The organism is Breoghania sp. JC706 (assembly GCF_037026715.1).
GTDB lineage: Bacteria > Pseudomonadota > Alphaproteobacteria > Rhizobiales > Stappiaceae > Breoghania.
In genome coordinates, this window is the sequence record NZ_JBANCG010000002.1 from 571,585 (window position 1) to 594,009 (window position 22,425).

Sequence of the window (22,425 nt, forward strand, 5' to 3'; positions counted from 1 at the left end):
AGAGGAGTTGCACAGGCTATGACAGCGAAAACGACGAAGACCTTCACCCGCACGCTCATTCTTTCCGGCGCAGCCGTCGCCGTGGCGGCGTCCGCCTTCGCCGGAGTTGCGGTGGCGCAGGGCCGGATGATGCAGCCCGGGGCCAACGGCCCGGCCGACGGGCCCGATGGCCGCCAGGGCGGCCCCAGGATGGGCATGTTCCAGATGATGGACACGAACAAGGACGGCAAGGTGACCCGGGAAGAGTTTCTCGATCGCGCCGGCCCCTTCTTCGCCCGCTTCGATGTGAACAAGGACGGCACGGTCACCAAGGAGGAGATCGTCCAGGTCATGACCAAGCGGATGGAAGAGCGTGCCGCGCGCATGACCGCTCCCTTCGACGCCAACGGCGATGGCACGGTGACCAAGGAAGAGTTCGATGCCTTCCGCGCAAAGCGTTTCGCCCTGCTCGACCGCAATGACGACGGCGAGGTCGACGCGGAGGAGCTGCGCATCATGGCGCCGATGATGGGGCAGGGCGGTGGCTGGCGCGGCTATCATCGTGGCTGGGGCCATCACAAGGGCCACGGCTGGGGCAAGGGCGGGCCGTGCCCGGCCGCGATGCGTGGCGGCATGATGCCGAATGGCATGGGATACGGCATGATGCCGAACGGCATGGGCTCCGGCGGAATGGGCTGGGGAATGCAGGACGATGACGACGCGTCCTCTGCTCCGGCCGATCTCGACAACGGCCGTTCGCAGGACACTGACGCGGCACAGTAAGCCGGGCGCAGCCGACGCATTGCCATACGAGAAAAGAGGGGGCCGCAATTGCGGCCCTTTTCGTATACAGGGTGCGGCGACCGAATGCCTTGAAGCGACGAGAAGAAAAAGGACTGTTGCGTGAAGACACTGTTCGCCGTGCTGCTTGCCAGCGGAGCTGCCATCGCAACCGCGGGCGCCAGCGAGACGATGACGCAAAGCGATTGCCGGAATGCCTTCGATGCGATCGTCGGCCTGAACGTAGGCCACGACGTGACAACGGAGGGCCCTGTCACGGTAGAGGACGGGCACTGCCGTGTGGAAGGGGTCGTGGTCCGGACCCGGGGGGGCTCAACGTATACGCCCCTGCTGCGGGCCGAAGCGATCACCTGGACAGGGCGCGGCCTTGAGACGCTTGGCGAGGGACGGCCGCCGCATGCCGTCGATCTCACTGTGATCGGCGCTTATCCCGACCCTTCCGCTGCGCTCGATGGCAAAAGTGGCATGGAGTGGTTCCGATGGTCCCTGCGCGTCGGTGCGGAGGCCGCCAAGAGGGATCTGCATCTGGCCTACGAGTGGGATCCGCAAACGCGCGATCTGATCATCTCCGACTTCTCGGTGGATTCGCTCGGCGACAACGACACGCGGATGACGGCCTCCTTTTCCAATGTGGACCTGGCGCGCGCGCCGGAGGGCATTGAGGAATTGACGAAGGTGCGGATCAACGAGATCACCTTTGAAAGCGGGTTTCACGGCCAGTTCGAGCAGGTCTTCGTCCAGACGTTCGGCGGCGTGCTCGGCAATGCGTTCGGCGCGAAGCCCGATACGTTCATGGACGGCCTTCGCAAGACCGCCACCGCCTGGATCGCGGCCGCCCCCGCCCCACTCGTGCCGCAGGCCTCCGGCGATGCGCTGAACGCCTTCATCGCAACCTTGCCGCATCCGCGCGGTCATCTGAGCCTGGCGGTGAGTGGGCCGGAGGGCGGCATCGACGTTAGCCGGCTTCTGCAAGGTGCGGCCCGGGGCGAGATCCGCACCGTGGAGGACGTCGCGAAGGCATTGCCCGGCACTCGTGTGACCGCGGAATGGCAGCCGGACACTTCCGGCCGGCGCTAGAGCATATTCCGATCAGATTGAGGCAATCTGATCGATAAGAATGTGCTCAAGGCTTGATCTGGAGAATATTCCGACCGGATCGATCGGATCCGGTCGGCAAGAAATAGCTCTCGAGCAACGCATGGTTTGGCGGGTCGTCGGGTCGCCCGTCCTTCGAGACGGACATACCCGCGCCCCGCGCCAGCCAAACCATGAAACGCCTCAGCATCTACCGGTCGGATTCTCTCTGTCCGGTCGGTAAAACGTCTTTCCAAGCTGCTTTGTTCTTGTAGAGATTCAAAAGTAAAAGTCCGTACAAACGGATTTTTCCGCATGTGGCAAATTGTATGCCCGAGGTGGAGACTATTGCGTCCAAGCAACGTCGGGAGTAGTCGGGATGGGGTCTCGAATATAATTCGTTCGGGCGGGCGGTTATTCGAGGTCGCTGTCGGTCGAGGGGGATCTGCGGCAAGATTTGGCGCGGGTTTGTAAAAAATACTGACCCAATAGACAGTTCAAAGGAACCGACCATGCGAAAAATGCTGCTTTCGTGGATCGTCGCTCTCTCGATTGTGTTGTTCGGCGGCGTCTCGGCCTTCGCGGGCGATGTCGTCAAGACCCTGCCGGGCGATATCACCCTGGCTCAGGCACAGAAGATCATCGCGGCCGCGTTGAAGAAGGCCGAGGAAATCAAGGTGCCGATGAATATTGCCGTCGTCGATGCCGGCGGCAACCTGAAGGCCTTCGTCCGTCAGGAAGACGCCTTTATCGGTAGCATCGACATCTCGATCAAGAAGGCGGTGACCGCCCGCTACTTCAACATGACCACCCGCGATCTGGGCGCGGTGTCCCAGGTCGGGCAGCCGCTCTATGGCATCGAGGCCAGCAACCATGGCCTGATCCTGTTCGCCGGCGGCGTTCCGCTGGTGGATGCGCACAACGTCATCATCGGTGCGATCGGCGTCAGCGGCGGCAGCGTGGACGAGGACGAGAGCGTCGCCAAGGCGGGCGCCGCCGTCCTCAAGTAGGACGGCTCCTGCCAAGGCGCCGCGCTTTGGCAACATGATGCGTGACAGTCGGAAGCCCGGGATTTTCCGGGCTTCCGTGTTTCTCGAGAGGTTTTCGTGAGGGAGCGGCGGGCGTAAGCGCGGCAGCGGTCGGCGCCGCTCGATCTCAGGCCCGCAGGGCCTTCGCCGGGGCGCTGTCTTCGGCTGCCGTCAGGCGCGGCGAGCCGTCTTCGTGCTTGACCGGGAGGGTGACCGTCACCGTGGTGCCGAGGCCGACGCGGGACTTGATTTCCATCGTGCCGTCGTGGAGATCGACCAGCGAGCGGGCGATGGCGAGGCCGAGGCCGGAACCCTGGTGGCTCTTGGTGAACTGGTTTTCCACCTGCACGAACGGGTTCGCCAGCCGGGCGATGTCCTTCTTGGCGATGCCGATGCCGTTGTCGGCGATCGAAATCGCGACATAGGCCTTGCCGCTGGGGCGCGCCGTCACGGTCATCTTTCCGCCCTTGGGGGTGAACTTCACCGCGTTCGACATCAGGTTCAGCAGGATCTGGCGGACGGCCTTGCTGTCGGCGTTGATCGCGAGGTCCGTCGCTACATCGCGTTCGACTGCGATCTCCTTGGCGTCCGCCTCCGGCGTGATCACGCGCACTGTCTCGTCGATGAAGCTCGCCAGATTGAGTTCGTCGAAGGAGAGATCCAGCCGGCCGGCCTCGATCTTCGACATGTCGAGAATGTCGTTGATGACGCCGAGCAGATGCGTGCCGGATTTGTGGATGTCGCGGCAGTAGTCGCCGTACTTCTCCGAGCCCAGCTCGCCGAACATGCCGCCGACCATGATCTCGGAAAAGCCGATGATGGCGTTCAGCGGGGTCCTGAGCTCATGGCTCATGTTGGCGAGGAATTCCGACTTTGCGCGGTTGGCATCCTCGGCGCGGGTCTTTTCCTCGGCATACTTCTCCGCAAGCTCGACGAGCTGCTGGGCCTGATATTCCAGCTTCTGGCGCGACTGGCGCAGGTCGGCGACGGTCGCCATCAGGCGCCGCTCGCTGTCCATCAGCTTTTCCTCGTGCAGCTTGCGAGCGGTGATGTCGGTGCCCACCGACACGTAGCCGCCATCCTTGGTGCGGCGCTCGGAAATCTGCAGCCAGCGTCCGTCTTCCAGCTGCGCCTCGTAGAAGCGCGAGCCGGCGGGCAGGCTGTCGGCCGGCTTGATGTGCGTGGTGACGACGGGCTGGCGGGCGTTCTCCATCACCTCCGAATAGGGCATGCCGGCCTGGATGCGGGCGGCGGGCAGGTTGTGCAGCTCCATGTAGTTGGTGTTGCACATCACCAGTTCGTTGGAGGCATCCCACAGCACGAAGGCTTCCGAGATCGTCTCGATGGCATCGCGCAGGCGCAGGTCGGCGGTGCGCGAGGATTCCTCAAGCTGGCGCTGCTCGGTCACGTCGACGACGATGCCGATCAGATGCGGCGAGGCGGCGCCGGGCTCCTGCACCACCTCGGCGCGCGCCCGCGTCCAGATCCACGAGCCGTTGGCATGCCGCATGCGGAACATGCGGTCCACCGTCGTCTCGCCGGTCTCCAGCAATTCGGAGGCGATTTCGTAGAGATCGCCGTCCTCGGGGTGCATGAGCGCGGCCCAGTCGGCGAACCCGACGAGGTCGTCGCTGGGCGGCTGGCCGAGAATCTCGTAAAGGCTTTCCGACCAGAACATCCGGCCGCGGCCGAGGTCCCAGTCGAACAGGCCGCATCGCCCGCGGTTGAGGGCGGTGTCGATGCGGGTGCGGGCCGCGGCGTAGATCTCGTCGGCCTGCTCGGCGCGGGCGGCCTGGCTGTAGAAGGCGTAGATGAGGACGATGAGAACCGACGACGTGCCGACGAAAAGCGTGACCGTGGCGTGGAGCGACGAGCGCCAGCCGGCGAAGATGTCGTCGACCGACTGCAGCACGGCGACCATGCCGAGCTTGCTGTCCAGGTGATGGACGGTCGCCAGAACCTCGTTGCTGTCGGCCTCGGCGATTTCCAGCACCCCGGCGCGCGCGCCGAAAGTCGTGAGCGGCTGGTTCGGGCCCATCAGCGAGATCAGCGAGCGCTGCTCCAGATCAGGGCGCGGCGGCTGGGAGGCGACGACGGTGCCTTCGGGATTGGTCACCAGGATCTGGCGGCCGAAGCTGGTGGCGCGCGGCGGCAGGGCCTCGGCGAGCGCATTGCGCAGCGCCGCCTGGTACCCGACCTCGGGAAGATTTTCCTCGGCCGAGGAAAGCCGGGCGGCGAGCGTCGTCGCGATAAGGGTGAGCTGGTCTCGGGCGCGGGCCTCTGTCTCCGCGTGCTCGCCGGTCATTTCCACAGCCCGGTAACAGGCGAGGGAGGCCACGAAGAGCAGGCTCAGGACAGGAATGGCGCGGCGCAGGATGCCTTCGGTGGAAACAAGGCGGGCATAGGCGGGGCGCGCCAGCAGCCGGATGTGTCCGGTGAGCGTCGTCTTTGGCGAACGGGCACTTGCTGATTTCCATCGCCTGGAAAAAAAGCCAAAACGTCGCCCTGTCGCGTTGCCGATGAAGGCCCGCGCCATTGGTATTTCCTTCAAAAGTGGTTGTCAGCCTCGTGGATCCGATGTACGCCGCACGCCCGAATCAGCTTCATTTGAATCCACGCGAATCATCTTGTCCAGAGTCCGCAGACAAAAAATAATCTACGGCTCCGGACAGGCATTAACCATTCGCGCTAACCTGTAGCGCAGTGCTGGCAAGGCGAATTGTGCCTATTGCAGACTGCGCGTGGCGATATCCTGCACATCGCTGGAAAGACCCTCGGCTTCCGCCACCCGGCGCAGCGCCGCTTCCGCAAGGGCACGTCGTCCCGGCTCCAGTGCGCGCCAGGAGCGGAAGGCGGAGAGCAGGCGCGCTGCGACCTGTGGATTACGCTTGTCGAGCGTCAGCACCGTGTCGGCCATGAAATTGAAGCCGGCGCCGTCGGCGCGGTTGAACTGGGTCTGGTTGCCGGCCGCAAAGGCGCCGATCAGTGCCCGGATGCGGTTGGGGTTGGTGAACGAGAAGGCCGAGTGCGACGTCAGCGTGCGGATGCGTGCAAGCGTCTCGGGGAAGGGTGCGGTGGCCTGCACGGTCAGCCACTTGTCCATGACGAGCGCCTCGCCGGCAAAACGCGTCTCGAAGTCCTCCAGCGCCTCCTGTGTACCGGAATCGGCCCGATGGACGAGCAGACGCAGCGCCGTCAGCCGGTCGGTCATATTGTCGGAAGCCTTGTAGTGGTCGAGCGTACGTGCGCTCGCCTCGCCGTCGATGCAGGCGAGATATTCCAGCACAGTCAGCCGCAGCGCCCGCCGGCCCGCAGCATCCGCATCGGGCGAATAGGCGCCTGTGTCGGCCAGCGCTTCGTAGAGGATCGCGAAGCCTTCCGCGCAATGGCCGGCCACCGCCACCTGAACGGCCTTGCGGGCCGATGCGATGGCGTCAGGGTCGACATCCGTGCCGATTTCGCGGGCGATATCGGATTCGGCGGGAAGCTGCAGAAGCTGCGCGCGCAGGGCTGGTTCAAAGCCGTCATCCGATGCGGCCTCGCCGAGAAGGGCGGCAAATTCCTGGATTTCGTCGGCCGCGAGGTTTCCGGGGCCCTTGGCGCCGCGCTTGAGGAGCTGCATGGCAAGCGATTGCACCGCCTGCCAGCGGTTGAAGGGATCGCTGTCGTGGCGCGCCAGGAAGACCAGCGCCTCGCGATCCTTGTCATCGGTGAGCCGCACCGGCGCGGAAAAGCCGCGCAGCAGCGATGTCACCGGCCGCGAGCTCAGCCCGTCGAAGGTGATGGCGTGGTTCGGCTCGCTCAGCACGATCACGTCGTCGCGCACGTCCGCGCCGGTGACCGCGCTCCATTCCATGTCGGCGCCGTTGGGGCCGATGAGGCCGAAGCGGACCGGAATGGTGAAAGGCTCCTTGATCGCCTGGCCGGGCGTCGGCTGGCAGGACTGCTCGATGTCGATGCGAAGGCTCTTTGCCGCCTCGTCCCAGGTCTCCGACACCTTCAGCGACGGCGTTCCCGCCTGCGCATACCAGCGTGCGAACTGGGTGAGATCGGTCTTGTTGGCGTCCTCGAAGCTCTTGATGAAGTCCTCGATGGTCGCTGCCTCACCGTCATGGCGTTCGAAATAGAGATCCATGCCGGCCCGGAAGCCGTCATCGCCGAGCAGCGTCTTGATCATGCGAACGATCTCCGCGCCCTTCTCGTAGACGGTCGCGGTGTAGAAGTTGTTGATCTGGCGGTAGACGGTGGGCCTGACCGGATGGGCGAGCGGGCCGCCGTCCTCGGAGAACTGGTGCGATTGCAAAAGCCGCACGTCGGCGATGCGCTTGACCGCGCGCGAGCGCATGTCGGAGGAGAATTCCTGGTCGCGGAAGACGGTAAGGCCTTCCTTCAGGCAAAGCTGGAACCAGTCGCGGCAGGTGATGCGGTCGCCGGTCCAGTTGTGGAAGTACTCGTGCGCGATCACGCCCTCGATGCCGGCGTAGTCCTGATCGGTCGCGGTCTCGGGATTGGCCAGAACGTACTTGTCGTTGAAGACGTTCAGGCCCTTGTTCTCCATCGCGCCCATGTTGAAGTCGGAAACCGCGACGATCATGAAGATGTCGAGATCGTATTCGCGGCCGAAGACCTCCTCGTCCCAGCGCATCGAGCGCTTGAGCGCGTCCATGGCATAGTCGCAGCGCGTTTCGTTGCCGTGTTCCACATAGATGCGAAGCTCGACGTCGCGGCCGCTGATTAAGGTGCGGTAGGTGTCGGTGACGCAGGCGAGATCGCCCGCCACCATGGCGAAGAGATAGGACGGCTTGGGAAACGGGTCGTGCCAGATGGCGTAATGGCGGCCGGTGCCTTCGATGTCGCCGGCCTCCACCGGATTGCCGTTGGCGAGCAGGACAGGTGCCTCCGCCTTTTCCGCCTCGATACGGGTCGTGTAGACGGCGAGCACGTCCGGCCGGTCGTAGAAATAGGTGATGCGGCGGAAGCCCTCGGCCTCGCACTGGGTGCAATAGGTGCCGGACGAACGGTAGAGCCCCATCAGCTTGGAATTGGCGTCCGGATCGATCTCGGTGACGATCTCCAGCACGAAGGGCTCTGCTGGCGGCGTCTTGATCGTGAGCGTCTCGGCGTCGGCCTCGTAGTCGGTCTCGCCAAGCGGTGCGCCGTTCAGCGAAACGCCGACGAGCTTCAGCTCATCGCCCGCAAGTTCCAGCGGGGTGCCGGGCGCCGTTTCCTCGCGCCGGGAAAACGCGATCCTGGCCGTCACCCGGGTCGCCTTCGGTGCGAGGTGGATGTCGAGATCGACCGTGCCGATGGCATAGGCCGTGGGGCGGTAGTCCTCGAGGCGGACGGGTTGAGCCACATCGGTGCGCATCGACAATTCTCTCCAGGCTTGTTTCAGGCGCCTTCGGGCGCTTCTGATCTAGATGGGACGCTCTTGTATCGGGGCCAGTGTTGCCCTTGGCACGACCGTGGAAGCCATGGCCGAGTTCTTCCATAGCGAACGCAGGCGGAGGCGGGAAGGGGGGTGAAGCCTTCGCAGGCGGCACGTCCCGTCACAAGCGCGGCAGACGAAGTCTCGAGCCAGACGCCTACTTGCCGAGTTGGGCGAGATCGTGAACGAGCGCGCTTTCCGGGTTGGCCAGCGGCGCGATGACGGTGAAATGGTTGGCGCCCGCCTCCTCGCGCAAGGTCGATTCGATGCCGCCGCGGCTCCAGAAATCGACAATGACACGGCTCTGGCGCTTGTATTCGGCCGATTCCTCGCCCCCAACCGCAGCGATGAGCCTGGTGCCATAGGGAATGCCCATGGCGATCGGCGAATTGGCGATGGCCTCGCGCTGGTCCATCTTAAGCGCCGTGTTCACGCTCGTGCCGATCAGCGGCAGCAGGTCGAACAGACCGGAAATCGCCATGCCGGCTGCGGCGAGTGCGGGCGGCAGGCTGCGGGCGCGCCAGTCGGTGGCGAGCAGCGAGGCGGTCAGGTGGCCGCCGGCGGAATGGCCATAGGCGACGATGGGCTTGCGGTAGGTCTCCCACAGATATTCGGCAAGATCGCGGATCTCGCTGACGATGGTGCCGATGCGTACATCCGGGCAGAGATCATAGCTTGCCACGCAGACCGTATAGCCGTGCGCGTTCAGTCCGCGCGCCATATGGGAGAAATGCTTGCGATCCAGCGCCTGCCAGTAGCCGCCATGCAGAAACAGCGCGATGGTGCGCGCCTCGGTGCCGCCGGTGGGGTGGAACAGGTCGTAGAACAGGCGCGGACCGAGCCCGTAGGCGCGGTCGAGCTCGCAAGGGGAACTTTCCCGGTAGGCGGCTGCGTCTCGTTCCCAGCCGGCGATGATCTCGGGATGCTCGGGCACCATGGCGCGGTTGTTGTATTCGGCTTCGTAATCGATCATCGCTTTCCCCGGCGCGGCAACGGCCGTCATGCGCGCGTTGCGAATTGTGAGAGTACGCGATCATTTCAGATTCTGGGGCCGAGGGTCACGAGAATACCTCACTTTTTATCAGAGGGTGGGGCATTGAAAGGCATTTCCAATATTATTTTTATAATAACGAACTCTTCGATCGTTATTTCAGGATATAATACTTGTTTCGCTATAAAATAAACAAGTAAAAATAATGCCAGTGCGTTCCTGAGGCGAGCAAGGAGGCGATCGACGTCCATTTTAGTCTCCGGTTGAGATTTGTACCGGAACTGAATCTGAACTCGATAAATCCGTGGCGCACAGCACAGGTTTAGCGGCTGAAAACAGCCAGAGTCGTAGTCTCTCGACGCGTCAGTCTTGCCGAAACTGTATCATGCATAAAAGCGCCAAATAGGTTCGTAGGGCACAATCGGTTTGCTCCGTCACCGCCCATGGGCTAGCCAAGAACCCATGAGCACCCAGGACACCTCGCCGTCGCGCCCCGGCCGACCCTCGACGATGCGCGATCCGCGCCGCACCATCTGCGATGCAGCGGCCGCACTCTTCGCCGCCAAGGGCTATGACGCCACCTCGCTTCAGGACGTCGCCTCCGCCGTGGGGGTGACCAAGGCCGGCCTCTATCACTATTTCGCCACCAAGCAGGACCTCTTCGACACCATCGTCCTCGCCGTCCTGTCCGACATGCTGGACGGCGCGCGGGCGCGGGTGGAGGGCGTGGAGGCTCCGGCCGAACGCATTGGCGCTTTCATGGCGGCCCATGCCGCCTATTTCGAGAAAAACCGCGATCACTACCGCGCCGCCTTCATCGGCCGCGGCGGCGATCTTTATGTGTTTACCCCCGAACAGATGGCGGCACGGCGGGCCTATACCGATTTTCTGACGCGCATTCTGGAAGAGGGGCGGGCGGCAGGCGCCTTCGCATTCGACGATGCGCCGCTTGTCGCGCGCGGCATCCTCGGCATGTTGAACTGGATGACGCGCTGGTACAATCCGGGCGGGCGCAAGGCGGCGGAGGAGATCGCCGCCGATTATGCTCGTATCGTTCTCAAGGGCATTGGTACCGATTGACTTTTTTCGAATTCGATTTATTACCGGCCAGACGGTAGGAAAATACGGAAGCGGGCGCGAAACGGGCCGGGTCGGCCCCCGGGCGCCATTCCGCAACGCCATGGGAGACCTCGCACATGACCGTGACCGCCACGAAATCCGCCTCTTCTTCGTCCGCGCCTTCGCCTTCCGGCGGCGGCAAGTTCGTTTGGGACGATCCGTTCCTGCTGGTCGATCAGCTCACCGAAGATGAGCGGATGATCATGGAGACCGCGCGCAGCTACGCGCAGGAGAAGCTGTTGCCGCGGGTGCTGGAAGCCTACGCGGAAGAAAAGACGGATCGCGAGATCTTCAACGAGATGGGCGAGCTCGGCCTTCTCGGCGTGACGCTGCCGGAGGAATACGGCTGCGCCAACGCCTCCTACGTCGCCTATGGCCTCGTGGCGCGCGAGGTGGAGCGTGTCGACAGCGGCTACCGCTCGATGAATTCGGTGCAGAGCTCGCTGGTGATGTTCCCGATCTATGCCTACGGCTCGGAAGAGCAGCGCAAGAAGTATCTGCCGAAGCTCGCGTCCGGCGAATATGTCGGTTGCTTTGGGCTGACCGAGCCCGATGCCGGCTCCGATCCCGGCGCGATGCGCACCCGTGCCATCAAGACCGATGGCGGCTACGTGCTCAAGGGCTCCAAGATGTGGATCTCCAACGCCCCCATCGCCGACGTCTTCGTCGTGTGGGCGAAGTCGGAGGCCCATGACAACCAGATCCGCGGCTTCGTGCTGGAAAAGGGCATGAAGGGGCTTTCGGCCCCGAAGATCGGCGGCAAGCTCTCCTTGCGCGCCTCCATCACCGGCGAGATCGTGATGGACAATGTCGAGGTCGGCGAGGACGCGCTGCTGCCGAACGTTTCGGGCCTGAAGGGTCCCTTCGGCTGCCTCAACCGCGCGCGCTACGGCATTTCCTGGGGCGCGATGGGCGCCGCGGAAGACTGCTGGCACCGTGCGCGGGCCTATGGCCTGGAGCGCAAGCAGTTCGGCCGGCCGCTCGCCAACACCCAGCTTTTCCAGAAGAAGCTGGCCGATATGCAGACGGAGATCGCGCTGGGCCTTCAGGGGAGCTTGCGCGTCGGCCGGCTGTTCGACGAGCACCGCGCGGCGCCGGAGATGATCTCCATCGTCAAGCGCAACAATTGCGGCAAGGCTCTGGATATCGCCCGGATGGCGCGCGACATGCACGGCGGCAACGGCATCTCCGAGGAATACCATGTCATGCGCCACGCGCAGAACCTGGAGACGGTCAACACCTACGAGGGCACGCACGACGTCCACGCGCTGATCCTCGGCCGCGCGCAGACCGGTCTGCAGGCGTTTTTCTGATAGACCTGAGACAGGCATTGCGGAGCGCCCGGCGCTCCGCAATCATCCGGTGATCTCTGGAGGCGGGTGTGTGGCCCATCCTTCGAGACGGCGCTTCGCGCCTCCTCAGGATGACGTTATCGTGTTGTTGGTCCATCGAAACTATCAACATACACAACGTCATCCTGAGGAGGCCTGATAAGGCCGTCTCGAAGGATCGGCCACACGCTCCCGTCTCCCGCACCGTATTTCGTGCCCCGTACAGAACCCGGGATTGCTTGCCGTGACCCAGTCTCCCTCCTCGGATGCACCGCTCAAGGGCGTCCGCGTGCTCGAACTCGCCCGCATCCTTGCCGGTCCGTGGATCGGTCAGACGCTCGCAGATCTCGGCGCCGACGTGATCAAGGTGGAATCGCCGGACGGAGATGACACCCGCGGCTGGGGGCCGCCGTTTGTGTCGGGTGCCAACGGCGAGGATCTGGGCGCCGCCTATTTCCATGCCTGCAATCGCGGCAAGCGGTCGATCACGGCCGATTTCCGCACCGACGAGGGGCGTGCGATCGTGCGCGATCTCGTGCGTCAGGCCGATGTGCTGGTGGAGAACTTCAAGGTTGGCGGGCTCAAGAAATACGGGCTCGACTATGGGGTCCTGAAGGAGGTGAACCCGCGCCTGGTCTATTGCTCGATCACCGGTTTCGGCCAGGACGGGCCCTATGCCCACCGCGCCGGCTACGACTTCATGATCCAGGGCATGAGCTCGATCATGGATCTGACCGGCGATCCGGAGGGCGAGCCGCAGAAGGTGGGGCTCGCGGTCTGCGATATCTTCACCGGGCTCTACGGCACGATCGCCATCCTGGCCGCGCTGCGCGAGCGCGAGATCTCCGGGCTCGGCCAGCACATCGACATGGCGCTGATGGATGCCTCCACCGCCATTCTCGCCAATCAGGCGATGAACTATCTCGTCTCCGGCAACGCTCCGCGCCGGCTCGGCAACGCACACCCCAACATCGTGCCCTACCAGGTCTTCCCGGCAAGCGACGGGCATCTGATCGTGGCGGTGGGCAATGACGGCCAGTATGCCCGCTTCTGCGAGGTGATCGGCCGTCCGGATCTGGCCGCGATCGCTGCCTACAAAACCAATGCAGGCCGGGTGAAGAACCGCGAAGAGCTTGTCAGCGAACTCGCCCCCGTCACCCGCACCTTCGCCCGCGACGCGCTTCTCGCGAAGCTGGAGGCGGTCGGCGTTCCGGCCGGACCGATCAACACGGTCGCCGACGTCTTTTCCGACCGTCAGGTGATCCATCGCGGCCTGAAACTGGAACTGGTTTCGCCACAGGGCGACACGATCCCCTCGGTGCGCAGTCCCATCCGCTTTTCGCGCTCCGACATGTCCATGGATCGGCCCTCGCCGAGGCTCGGCGAACACACGGCGGAAATCCTCGCCGAGCTTGGTCGCAAAGGCGAAGAAGGGTAGAAACGCGCGGGCATCGGCAGTGGTTTTGCCGAATGCTGCGCAGATCCGCCGCAAAGGCTCTGCTAGACTGCTGATCCATTGATCCCGGCACGAAGGTTCTCGCCATGTTCAGGCCATTTGCGCTGTTTCTCGTTCTTGCCCAGCTTGCCGTCTTTCTCGTTCCCGCCCAGGCCGCAGCTCGGCCCGATACCCGATCGATGACCTGCGCGCAGGCGCAGGACTTCGTGCGCAGGCACGGGGCCGTGGTGATGACCACCGGCCCGCACACTTTCCAGCGGCTCGTTACCCACCAGCGCTACTGCGACCGCTGGCAGCGGCTCTTTACCGAGCGCGCGCCCACCCGCGACAACCCGCAATGCCTCGTTGGCTACCGTTGCGACGAGCCTCTGTTCCGACCGTTCTTCGATTGACGTCATTCCCGCAAACCCCGATCCTGCGCGTTGCCAGGACGGGCATTTGGAGCGAAAGACCAGCGGACGTCCCGGGGGCGGCGGCGGAACGGTTGACGGGCGGGAGGGCTGGCAGGTCATGAGCGGTTGGCGCCCGTGGCGCAGAAGGAAGAAGCCGTCCATCGTCTTGATCGCAGGCGGGTCCTACGCGCTGCTCGTCGGCATATCCATGGCGATCGTGCTCGCCCTGTCCGGCCGCGCGAATTTCGAGAACACCTTCGCGCTTCTCAACGACAAGGTGGTGCTCACCACCAATTCGCTGGAAACGGGGTTGCGGGGGCGTCTCGATCCGGTCGCAGCCGCCGTCGGCGCGCTCCAGAAGCTCTATGGCGAGACGGACGTGCAGCTCGACGATCAGGGCACCCTGCGTACAGCGCTGGCGGCTTCCCTTTCCTCGGTTCCTGCCGCCGGCGGCCTGATGGTCGTGGTGCCCGGCCGCGGTGCGTTCGGCGTGGTGAAGGCGAGCGGGGGAGAATTGCAACCCGTTCCCTGGCACAATCCGCGCGACCGTATCGGCGGCCCGTTCCGGCCGCCGGTTTTCGATGTCGCCTCCGGTCCCGCCTGGGGGCCGATGGTCGTGAACGACTACGGCGTGTTCGCCAATGTCAGTGCGCCGCTTGTGCGCGACGGCAAGATCGATGCGACGCTCATTGCGACCGTGTCCACCGATGCGCTGAGCGAAATGGTGGAGGCGCTCGACATCGGTTCGGGAACTGCATTCATCCTGAGCGACAACGGACGGGTGATCGCCTATTCCGATCTTGAACGCGTCCAGGGAGCGCGACCCGACGGATGGCGGCTGCCGCGTCCCGTCTCCACTTTCGGCGACCCGGTGCTGAGCGCGCTCTTTCAGACCCCGACGATGGCGCCCTTCGATGCCGCACGACAGGCTGGCGTCGACGTGCGCGAGATCGATACCGCCGATGCCGAATACATCACCATGTCGCGCCGCATCAGCGGTTACGGGCCGGTGGGCTGGGTGGTCGGCGTCTACTTCCTCGACAGCACCGTCTCCGGCGAGGTCCGGCGGCTGGTCGGCTCCAGCCTCGTCGGCCTGGCGGCGATGCTCGTAGCGATCTATCTGTCGTTCCGCATCGCGCGCCGGTTGACCCGACCGCTCGCAAACGTGGTGCAACAGTCGCGCAAGGTCGCCGCGCTGGAATTCGACAAGGTGGAACTCCTGCCCGAAAGCCCGGTGCAGGAGATCGATCAGGTGATGCAGGCCTTCAATTCCATGGCCGTGGGCTTACGTTCGCTCAACACCTACGTCCCCAAGACTCTGTTTCGAAAGCTCATGCGGCTGGGCATGGCCGAAGTCACCCGTTCGCGCGAGGTGGAACTGACCATCGTCTTCACCGATATCGTCGGCTTCACGCGCCAGTCCGAAGGCCTGAGCGCGGGCGAGGCGGCGGATTTCCTGAACCGCCATTTCGCCATGCTGGTCGCCGCCGTGGAGGCGGAAAACGGCACCGTCGACAAGTTCATGGGCGACGGCATGCTGGCCTTCTGGGGGGCGCCCGATGCGCGTGAGGATCATGCCGAGGCTGCGGTTCGCGCGGTTGCCGTCATCAAGGCGGCGCTTCAGGAGAGCAACCGCGCGGTTGCCGAGCCTGCCCAGCGCACCCGGATCAGGATCGGCATCCATACCGGCCCCGTCATCGTCGGCAATATCGGCGCCTTCGACCGCGTCGACTACACGATCGTCGGCGATGCGGTGAATGTCTCCCAGCGTTTGCAGGATCTGGGCCGCCATGTTGCCGGGGCCGACGACGTGGTCATCCTGACCAGCGCGAGCACGCTGGCAAGGCTTGACGACGGCATTCCCCGCCAGCACGTCGGATGTCATCAGCTGCGCGGGCGAGAGGCGGAGGTCGATGTCTGGCGGCTCTATCCCGAAAATGACGTAACGGAATTAAATGCCGCGAATACGTGATTTTCGTCACGCGCGATGTGTCGGGGATGCGTGAATGTGGCGGCCGGGTTGTGCGTGCGATTTCAGCTTTTTCCTCCTGAAAGCCACCATATAATGGCGGCCGGGAACGGGGTGAGGAGAGGCGTGTGGACATTGTCGAAGTCGAGGACCTGACAATCGAATTCGAGACCGCGGAAGGCCGGAGCCGGGCGGTCGACAAGGTCTCCTTCGCCATTCCGCAGAACCGTACGGTCGCGCTCGTCGGCGAGTCCGGATCGGGCAAGAGCGTGATCTCGCAGGCGATCATGGGCATTTTGCCGAAGGCGGCACGCATCACCGGTGGCGCCATCCGCTTCCGCGATCCCGCTCCCTTGCCTGGAAAACTGTCAGGTAAAGTGTCCGGCTACGCGTCCGGTTCGGGCGAAGTCGACATCGCCCGGCTCGATCCCTCCGGCGCGGCGATGCGCAGTCTGCGCGGCAATCGCATCGCCATCATTTTCCAGGAGCCGATGACGTCGCTGTCGCCGTTGCACACGATCGGCGACCAGATCGGCGAGGCGGTGCAGCTTCATTCCAAGGCTTCCGCATCGCAGGCGCGGGAGCTGACCCGCGACATGTTGCGTCTCGTGCGCTTCCCCGATCCCGCGCGCGCCCTTTCCACCTATCCCTTCGAGCTGTCGGGCGGCCTGCGCCAGCGTGCGATGATCGCCATGGCGTTGGTCTGCCGGCCGGCGCTGCTCATCGCCGACGAGCCCACCACCGCGCTCGATGTCACCATCCAGGCCGAGATCCTCAAGCTCATCAAGGACGTGCAGAGCGAGCTCGACATGTCCGTCTTGATGATCACCCACGATTTCGGCGTCGTCGCCAACGTCGCCGACAAGGTGGTGGTGATCTACCACGGCAGGATCATGGAGGCGGGCGATACCGAAGAGCTCTTCAACGATCCGCGCCACGATTATCTGAAGGCGCTCATGCGCGCCGTTCCGCGCTTCGGCATGAAGCCGGGAGAACGGCTGGTGCCTGTGCGCCCGATACCCGCGCGTCCCGCCCCCGAAACCGCACGCGCGGGGGGCAATTCCGGCGAGCCGCTGATCCAGCTGGAGAACGTCTCCAAGACCTTCACCTTGCGCAAGAGTGGGATGTGGAAGTCTGCCGCGCAGACGGTAAAGGCGCTCGATGCTGTCAACCTGACGATCCGGCGTGGCGAATGCCTGGGGCTGGTGGGGGAATCGGGTTGCGGCAAGACCACCACCTCCAAGGCGATCCTGCGCGCCATCGATCTCGACGAAGGCCACGTCGACTATGCGGTCGACGGCCGTCTGCGGGACATCCGCAACTTCGGGGCAGACGAGCTGTTCGACTACCGGCGACGCGCGCAGATGATCTTCCAGGATCCGTTTTCCTCGCTCAATCCGCGCATGACCGTGAACGAGATTCTGATGGAGCCGCTGATCATCCACAAATGCGGCAATCGTGCGCGGATCCAGGAGCGGGTGCGCGAACTGATGGAGATGGTCGGGCTCGATCCGCGCTTCCTGCGGCGCTATCCGCACTCCTTTTCCGGCGGCCAGCGCCAGCGCATCGGCATCGCCCGGGCTCTTGCACTGGACCCGGAGTTCATCATCTGCGACGAACCCGTCTCCGCGCTCGACGTCTCCGTCCAGGCGCAGATCCTCAATCTCCTGAAGGACCTCCAGCAGCAACTGGGGCTCACGTATCTGTTCGTCAGCCACAATCTCGCGGTTGTCGACTACATCGCCGACCGCATCGCCGTGATGTGCCGGGGCCGCTTGGTGGAACTCGGCGAGACGGCGGAGATCGTGGGCAACCCGCTCCATCCCTACACCAAGGCGTTGATGGGAGCGGTACTCGATCCATCCGTTGGCGGATCGTCCTCGCTGGAAGCCGGCGGCGGAAGCGGGCTCTCTGCCCCTGAAAACTGGCCGCAGCCGTTTCGCCTGCTAGAGGGAACCTATCCGAAGCTCGTTGAAATGGCGCCGGACCATTACGTCTGCGCGCCCGGATACGGCCGAGGGCCCGCATTCATGGCGGAACCGGCGAGCGAAGAGGAGATCCTGGCGTGACCGGTCCCTTCCGGCTGGCGGCGATGCTGTTCCTGTGCGCCCTCGCGCTGCCTGCCGCCACCCGCGTCGGCGTTGCGGGGGAACGGCCGAAGCTCATTGAAACCAAGACGTTGCGACACACGCATGCCGGCGTGAACCTGCCGTCAATCGACGAGCGGGTGCCGCAGGAACCGCTTGTCGTGAACCTTGAGGCGAAGGGACGCATGCCGGGCCGCCATGGCGGTGACATCGACACGCTGATCGGCCGGGCCAAGGATGCCCGCCTCGTCAACGCCTGGGGCTATGCCCGTCTCGTCGGCTATGACGAGAATCTGAACCTGAAGCCGGACATTCTGAAGGCGGTCGACAATGAGGACGACCGCGTTTTCACCCTGCATCTTCGAAAAGGGCACAAGTGGTCGGACGGAGCGCCGTTCACGGCGGAGGATTTCCGCTACTGGTGGGAGGACGTCGCCAACAACGACAAGCTGTCCCCCGCCGGCCCGCCGCACTTCATGCTCGTCAACGGGAGGAAGCCGCGTTTCGAGGTGATCGACGAGACGACGGTGCGCTACAGCTGGGACGAGCCGAACGCGCTGTTCCTGCCGGAACTCGCCAAGGCACGCCCGCCCTTCATCTACAGGCCGGCGCATTACCTCAAGCAGTTCCACGAGAAATACGGCAATCCCGAAGAGATTGCGGAAATGGTCGCGGCGAAGAAGGTGCGCTACTGGGCCTCGCTGCACAACGAGCGCGACGACATGTTCGGCGCCACCAACTGGGCCGAACCCTCGCTCCAGCCGTGGGTGGTTGCCGAGGGCAGTTCCAAGCAGCGCCAGATCTTCATCCGCAACCCCTATTATCACCGTATCGACGAGAACGGCCGGCAGCTGCCCTATATCGACCGCATCGTTCTGACCGTGGCCGACGGCCGGCTGATATCGGCCAAGACGCAGGCCGGCGAGAGCTCGCTGCAGGCGCGCGGGCTGGCCTTTTCCGACATTACTGTGCTGAAGCGCGGCGAGGAGGCCGGCGACTACAAGACCCGTCTCTGGCCTATCGCCAAGGGCTCGCATATCACGCTCTATCCGAATTTCACGACGCGCGATCCGGTCTGGCGTGCGCTGATGCGCGATGTTCGCTTCCGCCACGCGCTGTCGCTCGGCATCGACCGGCGGATGATCAACCGAGTGCTCTATTTCGGCCTCGCGCTGGAGAGCAACGATACGATCCTGCCGCAGAGCCCGCTCTACGAGGAGCGCTACCGCACCGCATGGGCGACCTTCGACCCGAAAAGGGCGAATGCGCTTCTGGACGAGATCGGCCTCACCAAGCGCCGCGGCGACGGTGTCCGCCTGTTGCCGGACGGGCGACCGCTGGAGATCATCGTGGAAACGACGGGGGAGAGCGCGGAGGAGATCGATGCGCTCGGGCTCGTCGGGGAAACCTGGCGCGAGATCGGGGTGAAGCTTTTCCCGAAACCGTCCCAACGCGAAGTGCTTCGCGAGCGCGCGCTTTCCGGTGGGCTCGTCATGTCGGCCTGGGGTGGGCTGGACAACGGCATTCCGACGGCGGACATGCCGCCCAACGAACTGGCGCCCACCAATTCCGAGCAACTCTCCTGGGCGCGTTGGGGGGATTATATGGAAAGCGGGGGGCAGACGGGCGAGCCGATCGATTATCCGCCGGCGAAGGAGCTCAGCGATCTCTATCGCGCGTGGCTGGTCAGCGGGACGATGGAAAAGCGTCGCGAGATCTGGCAGCGGATGCTGGAGATCAACGCCGAGGAGACCCTGCGTATCGGTTTGATTTCCGCCGTGAAGCAGCCGGTCGTCGTCTCCAACCGGCTTCGCAACGTGCCAACCGAAGGCATATACGGCTGGGACCCGGGCGCCCAGTTCGGCATCCATCGCATGGACGAGTTCTGGCTCGATCGTCCCGCCCAGCAAACGGCCGAGGGGAACTGACGGGATGCTCGCCTATATCGTGCGCCGGACGCTGACGATGATCCCCACGCTTCTGATCATCTCGTTCCTGACCTTCCTGATCATCGAGTTGCCGCCCGGCGATTTCCTGTCGAACCAGATCGCCCAACTCAAGATGCAGGGCGAGGAATCCGCCATCGCGAAGGTGGAATTCCTGCGCACCGAGTTCGCCCTCGACAAGCCGTTTCTGGAGCGCTACGGCATCTGGCTCGGCGCCTGGCCCGGCCCGCATGGCTTTGACGGCCTTCTGCAGGGAAACTGGGGCTGGTCCTTCGAATACGACCAGCCAGTCTCCGAGGTGGTCGGCTCCACGCTGCTGCTGACCATACTGCTCAATGCCGTGACGATCCTGTTCGTCTACATGGTCTCCTTCCCGATCGGCATCTATTCCGCGACCCGGCAATATTCGTGGGGCGACTACGGCTTTACCTTCCTCGGCTACATCGGTCTTGCCACGCCCAACTTCCTGCTCGGCCTGATCATGCTCTATCTCGCCAACAGCTGGTTCGGGCTCTCCATTGGCGGGCTGATGGATCCGCAATACATCGACAAACCCTGGAGCCTGGCGAAGGTGGGCTCGGTGCTGGCGCATCTGATCGTGCCGACCATCGTCATCGGTACGTCGGGCACGGCCGCAATGATCCGCCGCCTGCGGGCCAACCTGCTCGACGAGCTGCACAAGCAATACGTCACGACGGCGCGTGCCAAGGGTCTGAAGGAAGGTCGTCTTCTGGTGAAGTACCCGTTGCGCGTGGCGCTCAATCCCTTCATCGCCGATATCGGCAATCTGATCCCCTCGCTCGTCTCCGGTTCGGTCATCGTCTCGGTGGTCTTGAACCTGCCGACGGTGGGACCGGTGCTGCTCGGCGCGCTGCAGAGCCAGGATCAGTTTTTGGCGGGCTTCATCCTGCTGTTCGTGGCGGTGCTGACGCTGGTCGGCATGCTGGTCTCCGACATTCTGCTGGCGATACTCGATCCGCGCATTCGCCTCGGCGGGAGGGCGGCATCGTGAACACGGCGGAGGGGGGCACGCAGCATTATGTCAATCCGGAGCCGTTCGATCCGTGCGAGGCGGAGCGGCTGACGCCGAAGCAGGAGCGCTACTATCAGGCATCGCAGTGGCAGATCATGTGGTGGAAGTTCCGCCGTCACAAGGTCGCGCTCTGGTCCGGCGTCTTTCTGATCCTGCTCTACATGTGCGTTCCCTTTGCCGAGGTGATCGCGCCCTATTCGCCGAACCAGCGCGACAACGAACATCTCTACGCCCCGCCGCAGGCCATCCACCTTTTCCACGACGGATCGCTCGTCGGTCCCTTCGTCTACGGCCAGATCGCCGAGGTCGATCTGGAGGAGATGAAATGGAACTACCGGGTCGACACCTCTGATGTGCAGCGCCTGCGCTTTTTCTGTCTGGGCGAGGCTTACGAGTTCTGGGGGCTGGTCCCGGGCCGCTTCCATCTGGTCTGCCCGGCCGAGGGCGGAACCTTCTATCCCTTCGGCACGGACCGCCTCGGCCGCGACATGTTCTCCGGCATCGTCTACGGTGCGCGTCTGTCGCTTACGGTGGGACTCATCGGCGTTGCCATATCCATGCTGCTCGGCGTCACGCTCGGCGGCATCGCCGGCTATTTCGGCGGTATCTTCGACAGTCTGATCCAGCGCACCATCGAGATCCTGCGCGCCCTGCCCGAACTGCCGCTGTGGATGGCGCTGTCGGCGGCACTTCCGGTCACCTGGAGCCCTGTGTGGATCTATCTCGGCATCACGGTGATCCTCGGCCTGCTCGACTGGCCGGGTCTCGCACGCGCCGTGCGCTCCAAGCTGCTGGCGCTTCGCGAGGAGGAATATGCCAAGGCGGCGCTTCTGATGGGCGCAAAGCCCTCGCGCATCATCTCAAGGCATCTGCTTCCTGGTTTCACGAGCCACCTGATTGCTTCCGCGACCTTGTCGATCCCCTCCATGATCCTCGGCGAGACCGCGCTTTCGTTCCTCAATCTGGGTCTCAGGCGGCCGGCGGTGAGCTGGGGCGTGCTGCTGAACGAGGCACAGAACATCTCGGTCGTTACCGTCTATCCGTGGCTGATGATGCCGGTGATCCCGGTGATCCTGGTGGTGCTGGCGTTCAATTTCCTCGGAGACGGGTTGCGCGACGCGGCCGATCCCTACAAGTAGGGGCGGGGCGTCGGGGGCTTTCCTTGTGCGCGTCCACCCGATCAGGAGCCTGCCCGCGATGCCCAATGCCACCAATGCCGCCGAATGGGACGAGGAATACCGTGCCGGCCGCTGGGATTTCCTCCACGACGTGAAGGAGAGCCCCCGCTACGGCATCCTCGCAGGCTGGCTCGCCTCCATGCGGACGACACGCGCGCTTCTCGATGTCGGTTGCGGGGAGGGATTGCTTTGGCATCACCTCGCGTTGCGGCCGGAACGCTATGTGGGCGTAGATCTCTCGCCGGCTTCCTTCGAGAAGGCGACCGTCGATCCGGCCGCCAGCCGGTTCGTCGCCTCCGACCTGCACGACTTCGAGCCCGACGCGGGTGAGCGCTTCTCCGCGATCGTCTTCAACGAGGTGCTGTACTTCTCCGAGGAACCGGAAGCCCAGCTCGCCCGCTACGCAAAGATGCTGGAGGAGGGCGGCGTGATAGCAATCTCGATGTATGCACCGAAGCGCCCGACGAGCGGCGCGCACAAGCTCATCGCCCGCGTCTGGCAGGCCTGCGATGCATGGACCGTGCTCGACGACCTGACACTGACGAGCGAGGCCAAGGGCGTGACGTGGAAGCTCCGGCTGGTGCGGCCTTGAGCGGTGAAGCGGCACGACGCC

17 protein-coding genes are annotated in these 22,425 nt (G+C 64.2%); 13 read left to right on the plus strand and 4 right to left on the minus strand.

Annotated features, from left to right (window positions below; translation table 11 throughout):
• Positions 1–18 precede the first annotated feature (18 nt).
• The 3 genes from V2L18_RS05740 (at position 19) to V2L18_RS05750 (ending at position 2,864) form a co-directional block, all read left to right on the plus strand.
• Complete coding sequence (locus V2L18_RS05740; protein WP_336176911.1) at positions 19–762, plus strand: EF-hand domain-containing protein; 744 nt, start codon at positions 19–21, stop codon at positions 760–762.
• A gap of 120 nt (positions 763–882) precedes the next feature.
• Positions 883–1,857, plus strand: a complete 975-nt coding sequence (locus tag V2L18_RS05745) for a hypothetical protein (RefSeq protein ID WP_336176912.1) — start codon at positions 883–885, stop codon at positions 1,855–1,857.
• 509 nt (positions 1,858–2,366) lie between these two features.
• Positions 2,367–2,864: a heme-binding protein gene (locus V2L18_RS05750; protein WP_336176913.1), complete on the plus strand. Its 498-nt coding sequence runs from the start codon at positions 2,367–2,369 to the stop codon at positions 2,862–2,864.
• Positions 2,865–3,009: 145 nt separating this feature from the next.
• Here V2L18_RS05750 and V2L18_RS05755 read toward each other — a convergent pair whose 3' ends face one another.
• From V2L18_RS05755 to V2L18_RS05770, 4 genes are all read right to left on the minus strand, one after another.
• Positions 3,010–5,418: an ATP-binding protein gene (locus V2L18_RS05755; RefSeq protein WP_336176915.1), complete on the minus strand. Its 2,409-nt coding sequence runs from the start codon at positions 5,416–5,418 to the stop codon at positions 3,010–3,012.
• A gap of 189 nt (positions 5,419–5,607) precedes the next feature.
• Entirely contained in the window at positions 5,608–8,250 is a 2,643-nt protein-coding gene (gene pepN / locus V2L18_RS05760) for an aminopeptidase N (protein WP_336176917.1), read from the minus strand.
• A 217-nt stretch (positions 8,251–8,467) separates the two neighbouring features.
• Complete coding sequence (locus V2L18_RS05765) at positions 8,468–9,283, minus strand: alpha/beta hydrolase (protein WP_336176919.1); 816 nt, start codon at positions 9,281–9,283, stop codon at positions 8,468–8,470.
• 98 nt (positions 9,284–9,381) lie between these two features.
• Positions 9,382–9,552, minus strand: a complete 171-nt coding sequence (locus tag V2L18_RS05770) for a hypothetical protein (protein ID WP_336176920.1) — start codon at positions 9,550–9,552, stop codon at positions 9,382–9,384.
• 211 nt (positions 9,553–9,763) lie between these two features.
• On the opposite strand from V2L18_RS05770, the gene V2L18_RS05775 reads away from it, so the two are divergent.
• The 10 genes from V2L18_RS05775 (at position 9,764) to V2L18_RS05820 (ending at position 22,404) form a co-directional block, all read left to right on the plus strand.
• Positions 9,764–10,381, plus strand: coding sequence for a TetR/AcrR family transcriptional regulator (locus tag V2L18_RS05775; protein ID WP_336176922.1), 618 nt, complete (start codon positions 9,764–9,766; stop codon positions 10,379–10,381).
• Positions 10,382–10,497: 116 nt separating this feature from the next.
• On the plus strand, positions 10,498–11,733 hold the full coding sequence (locus tag V2L18_RS05780; protein WP_336176925.1) for an acyl-CoA dehydrogenase: 1,236 nt from the start codon (positions 10,498–10,500) through the stop codon (positions 11,731–11,733).
• 262 nt (positions 11,734–11,995) lie between these two features.
• Complete coding sequence (locus V2L18_RS05785; RefSeq protein WP_336176926.1) at positions 11,996–13,189, plus strand: CaiB/BaiF CoA-transferase family protein; 1,194 nt, start codon at positions 11,996–11,998, stop codon at positions 13,187–13,189.
• A gap of 104 nt (positions 13,190–13,293) precedes the next feature.
• The gene (locus tag V2L18_RS05790; protein ID WP_336176928.1) at positions 13,294–13,599 is read left to right on the plus strand and encodes a hypothetical protein; all 306 of its coding nucleotides are present in this window, start codon (positions 13,294–13,296) and stop codon (positions 13,597–13,599) included.
• 118 nt (positions 13,600–13,717) lie between these two features.
• The gene (locus V2L18_RS05795; protein WP_336176930.1) at positions 13,718–15,571 is read left to right on the plus strand and encodes an adenylate/guanylate cyclase domain-containing protein; all 1,854 of its coding nucleotides are present in this window, start codon (positions 13,718–13,720) and stop codon (positions 15,569–15,571) included.
• A 125-nt stretch (positions 15,572–15,696) separates the two neighbouring features.
• Entirely contained in the window at positions 15,697–17,637 is a 1,941-nt protein-coding gene (locus V2L18_RS05800; RefSeq protein WP_336176931.1) for an ABC transporter ATP-binding protein, read from the plus strand.
• Positions 17,634–19,583, plus strand: coding sequence for an ABC transporter substrate-binding protein (locus V2L18_RS05805; protein ID WP_336176932.1), 1,950 nt, complete (start codon positions 17,634–17,636; stop codon positions 19,581–19,583). The genes V2L18_RS05800 and V2L18_RS05805 overlap by 4 nt, the downstream gene beginning before the upstream one ends.
• 4 nt (positions 19,584–19,587) lie before the next feature.
• A complete protein-coding gene (locus V2L18_RS05810; protein ID WP_336176933.1) occupies positions 19,588–20,613 on the plus strand; it encodes an ABC transporter permease in 1,026 nt (341 codons plus the stop codon).
• A complete protein-coding gene (locus V2L18_RS05815) occupies positions 20,610–21,773 on the plus strand; it encodes an ABC transporter permease (protein ID WP_336176934.1) in 1,164 nt (387 codons plus the stop codon). The genes V2L18_RS05810 and V2L18_RS05815 overlap by 4 nt, the downstream gene beginning before the upstream one ends.
• Before the next feature lie 58 nt (positions 21,774–21,831).
• Positions 21,832–22,404: a class I SAM-dependent methyltransferase gene (locus V2L18_RS05820; RefSeq protein ID WP_336176935.1), complete on the plus strand. Its 573-nt coding sequence runs from the start codon at positions 21,832–21,834 to the stop codon at positions 22,402–22,404.
• Positions 22,405–22,425: the final 21 nt, after the last annotated feature.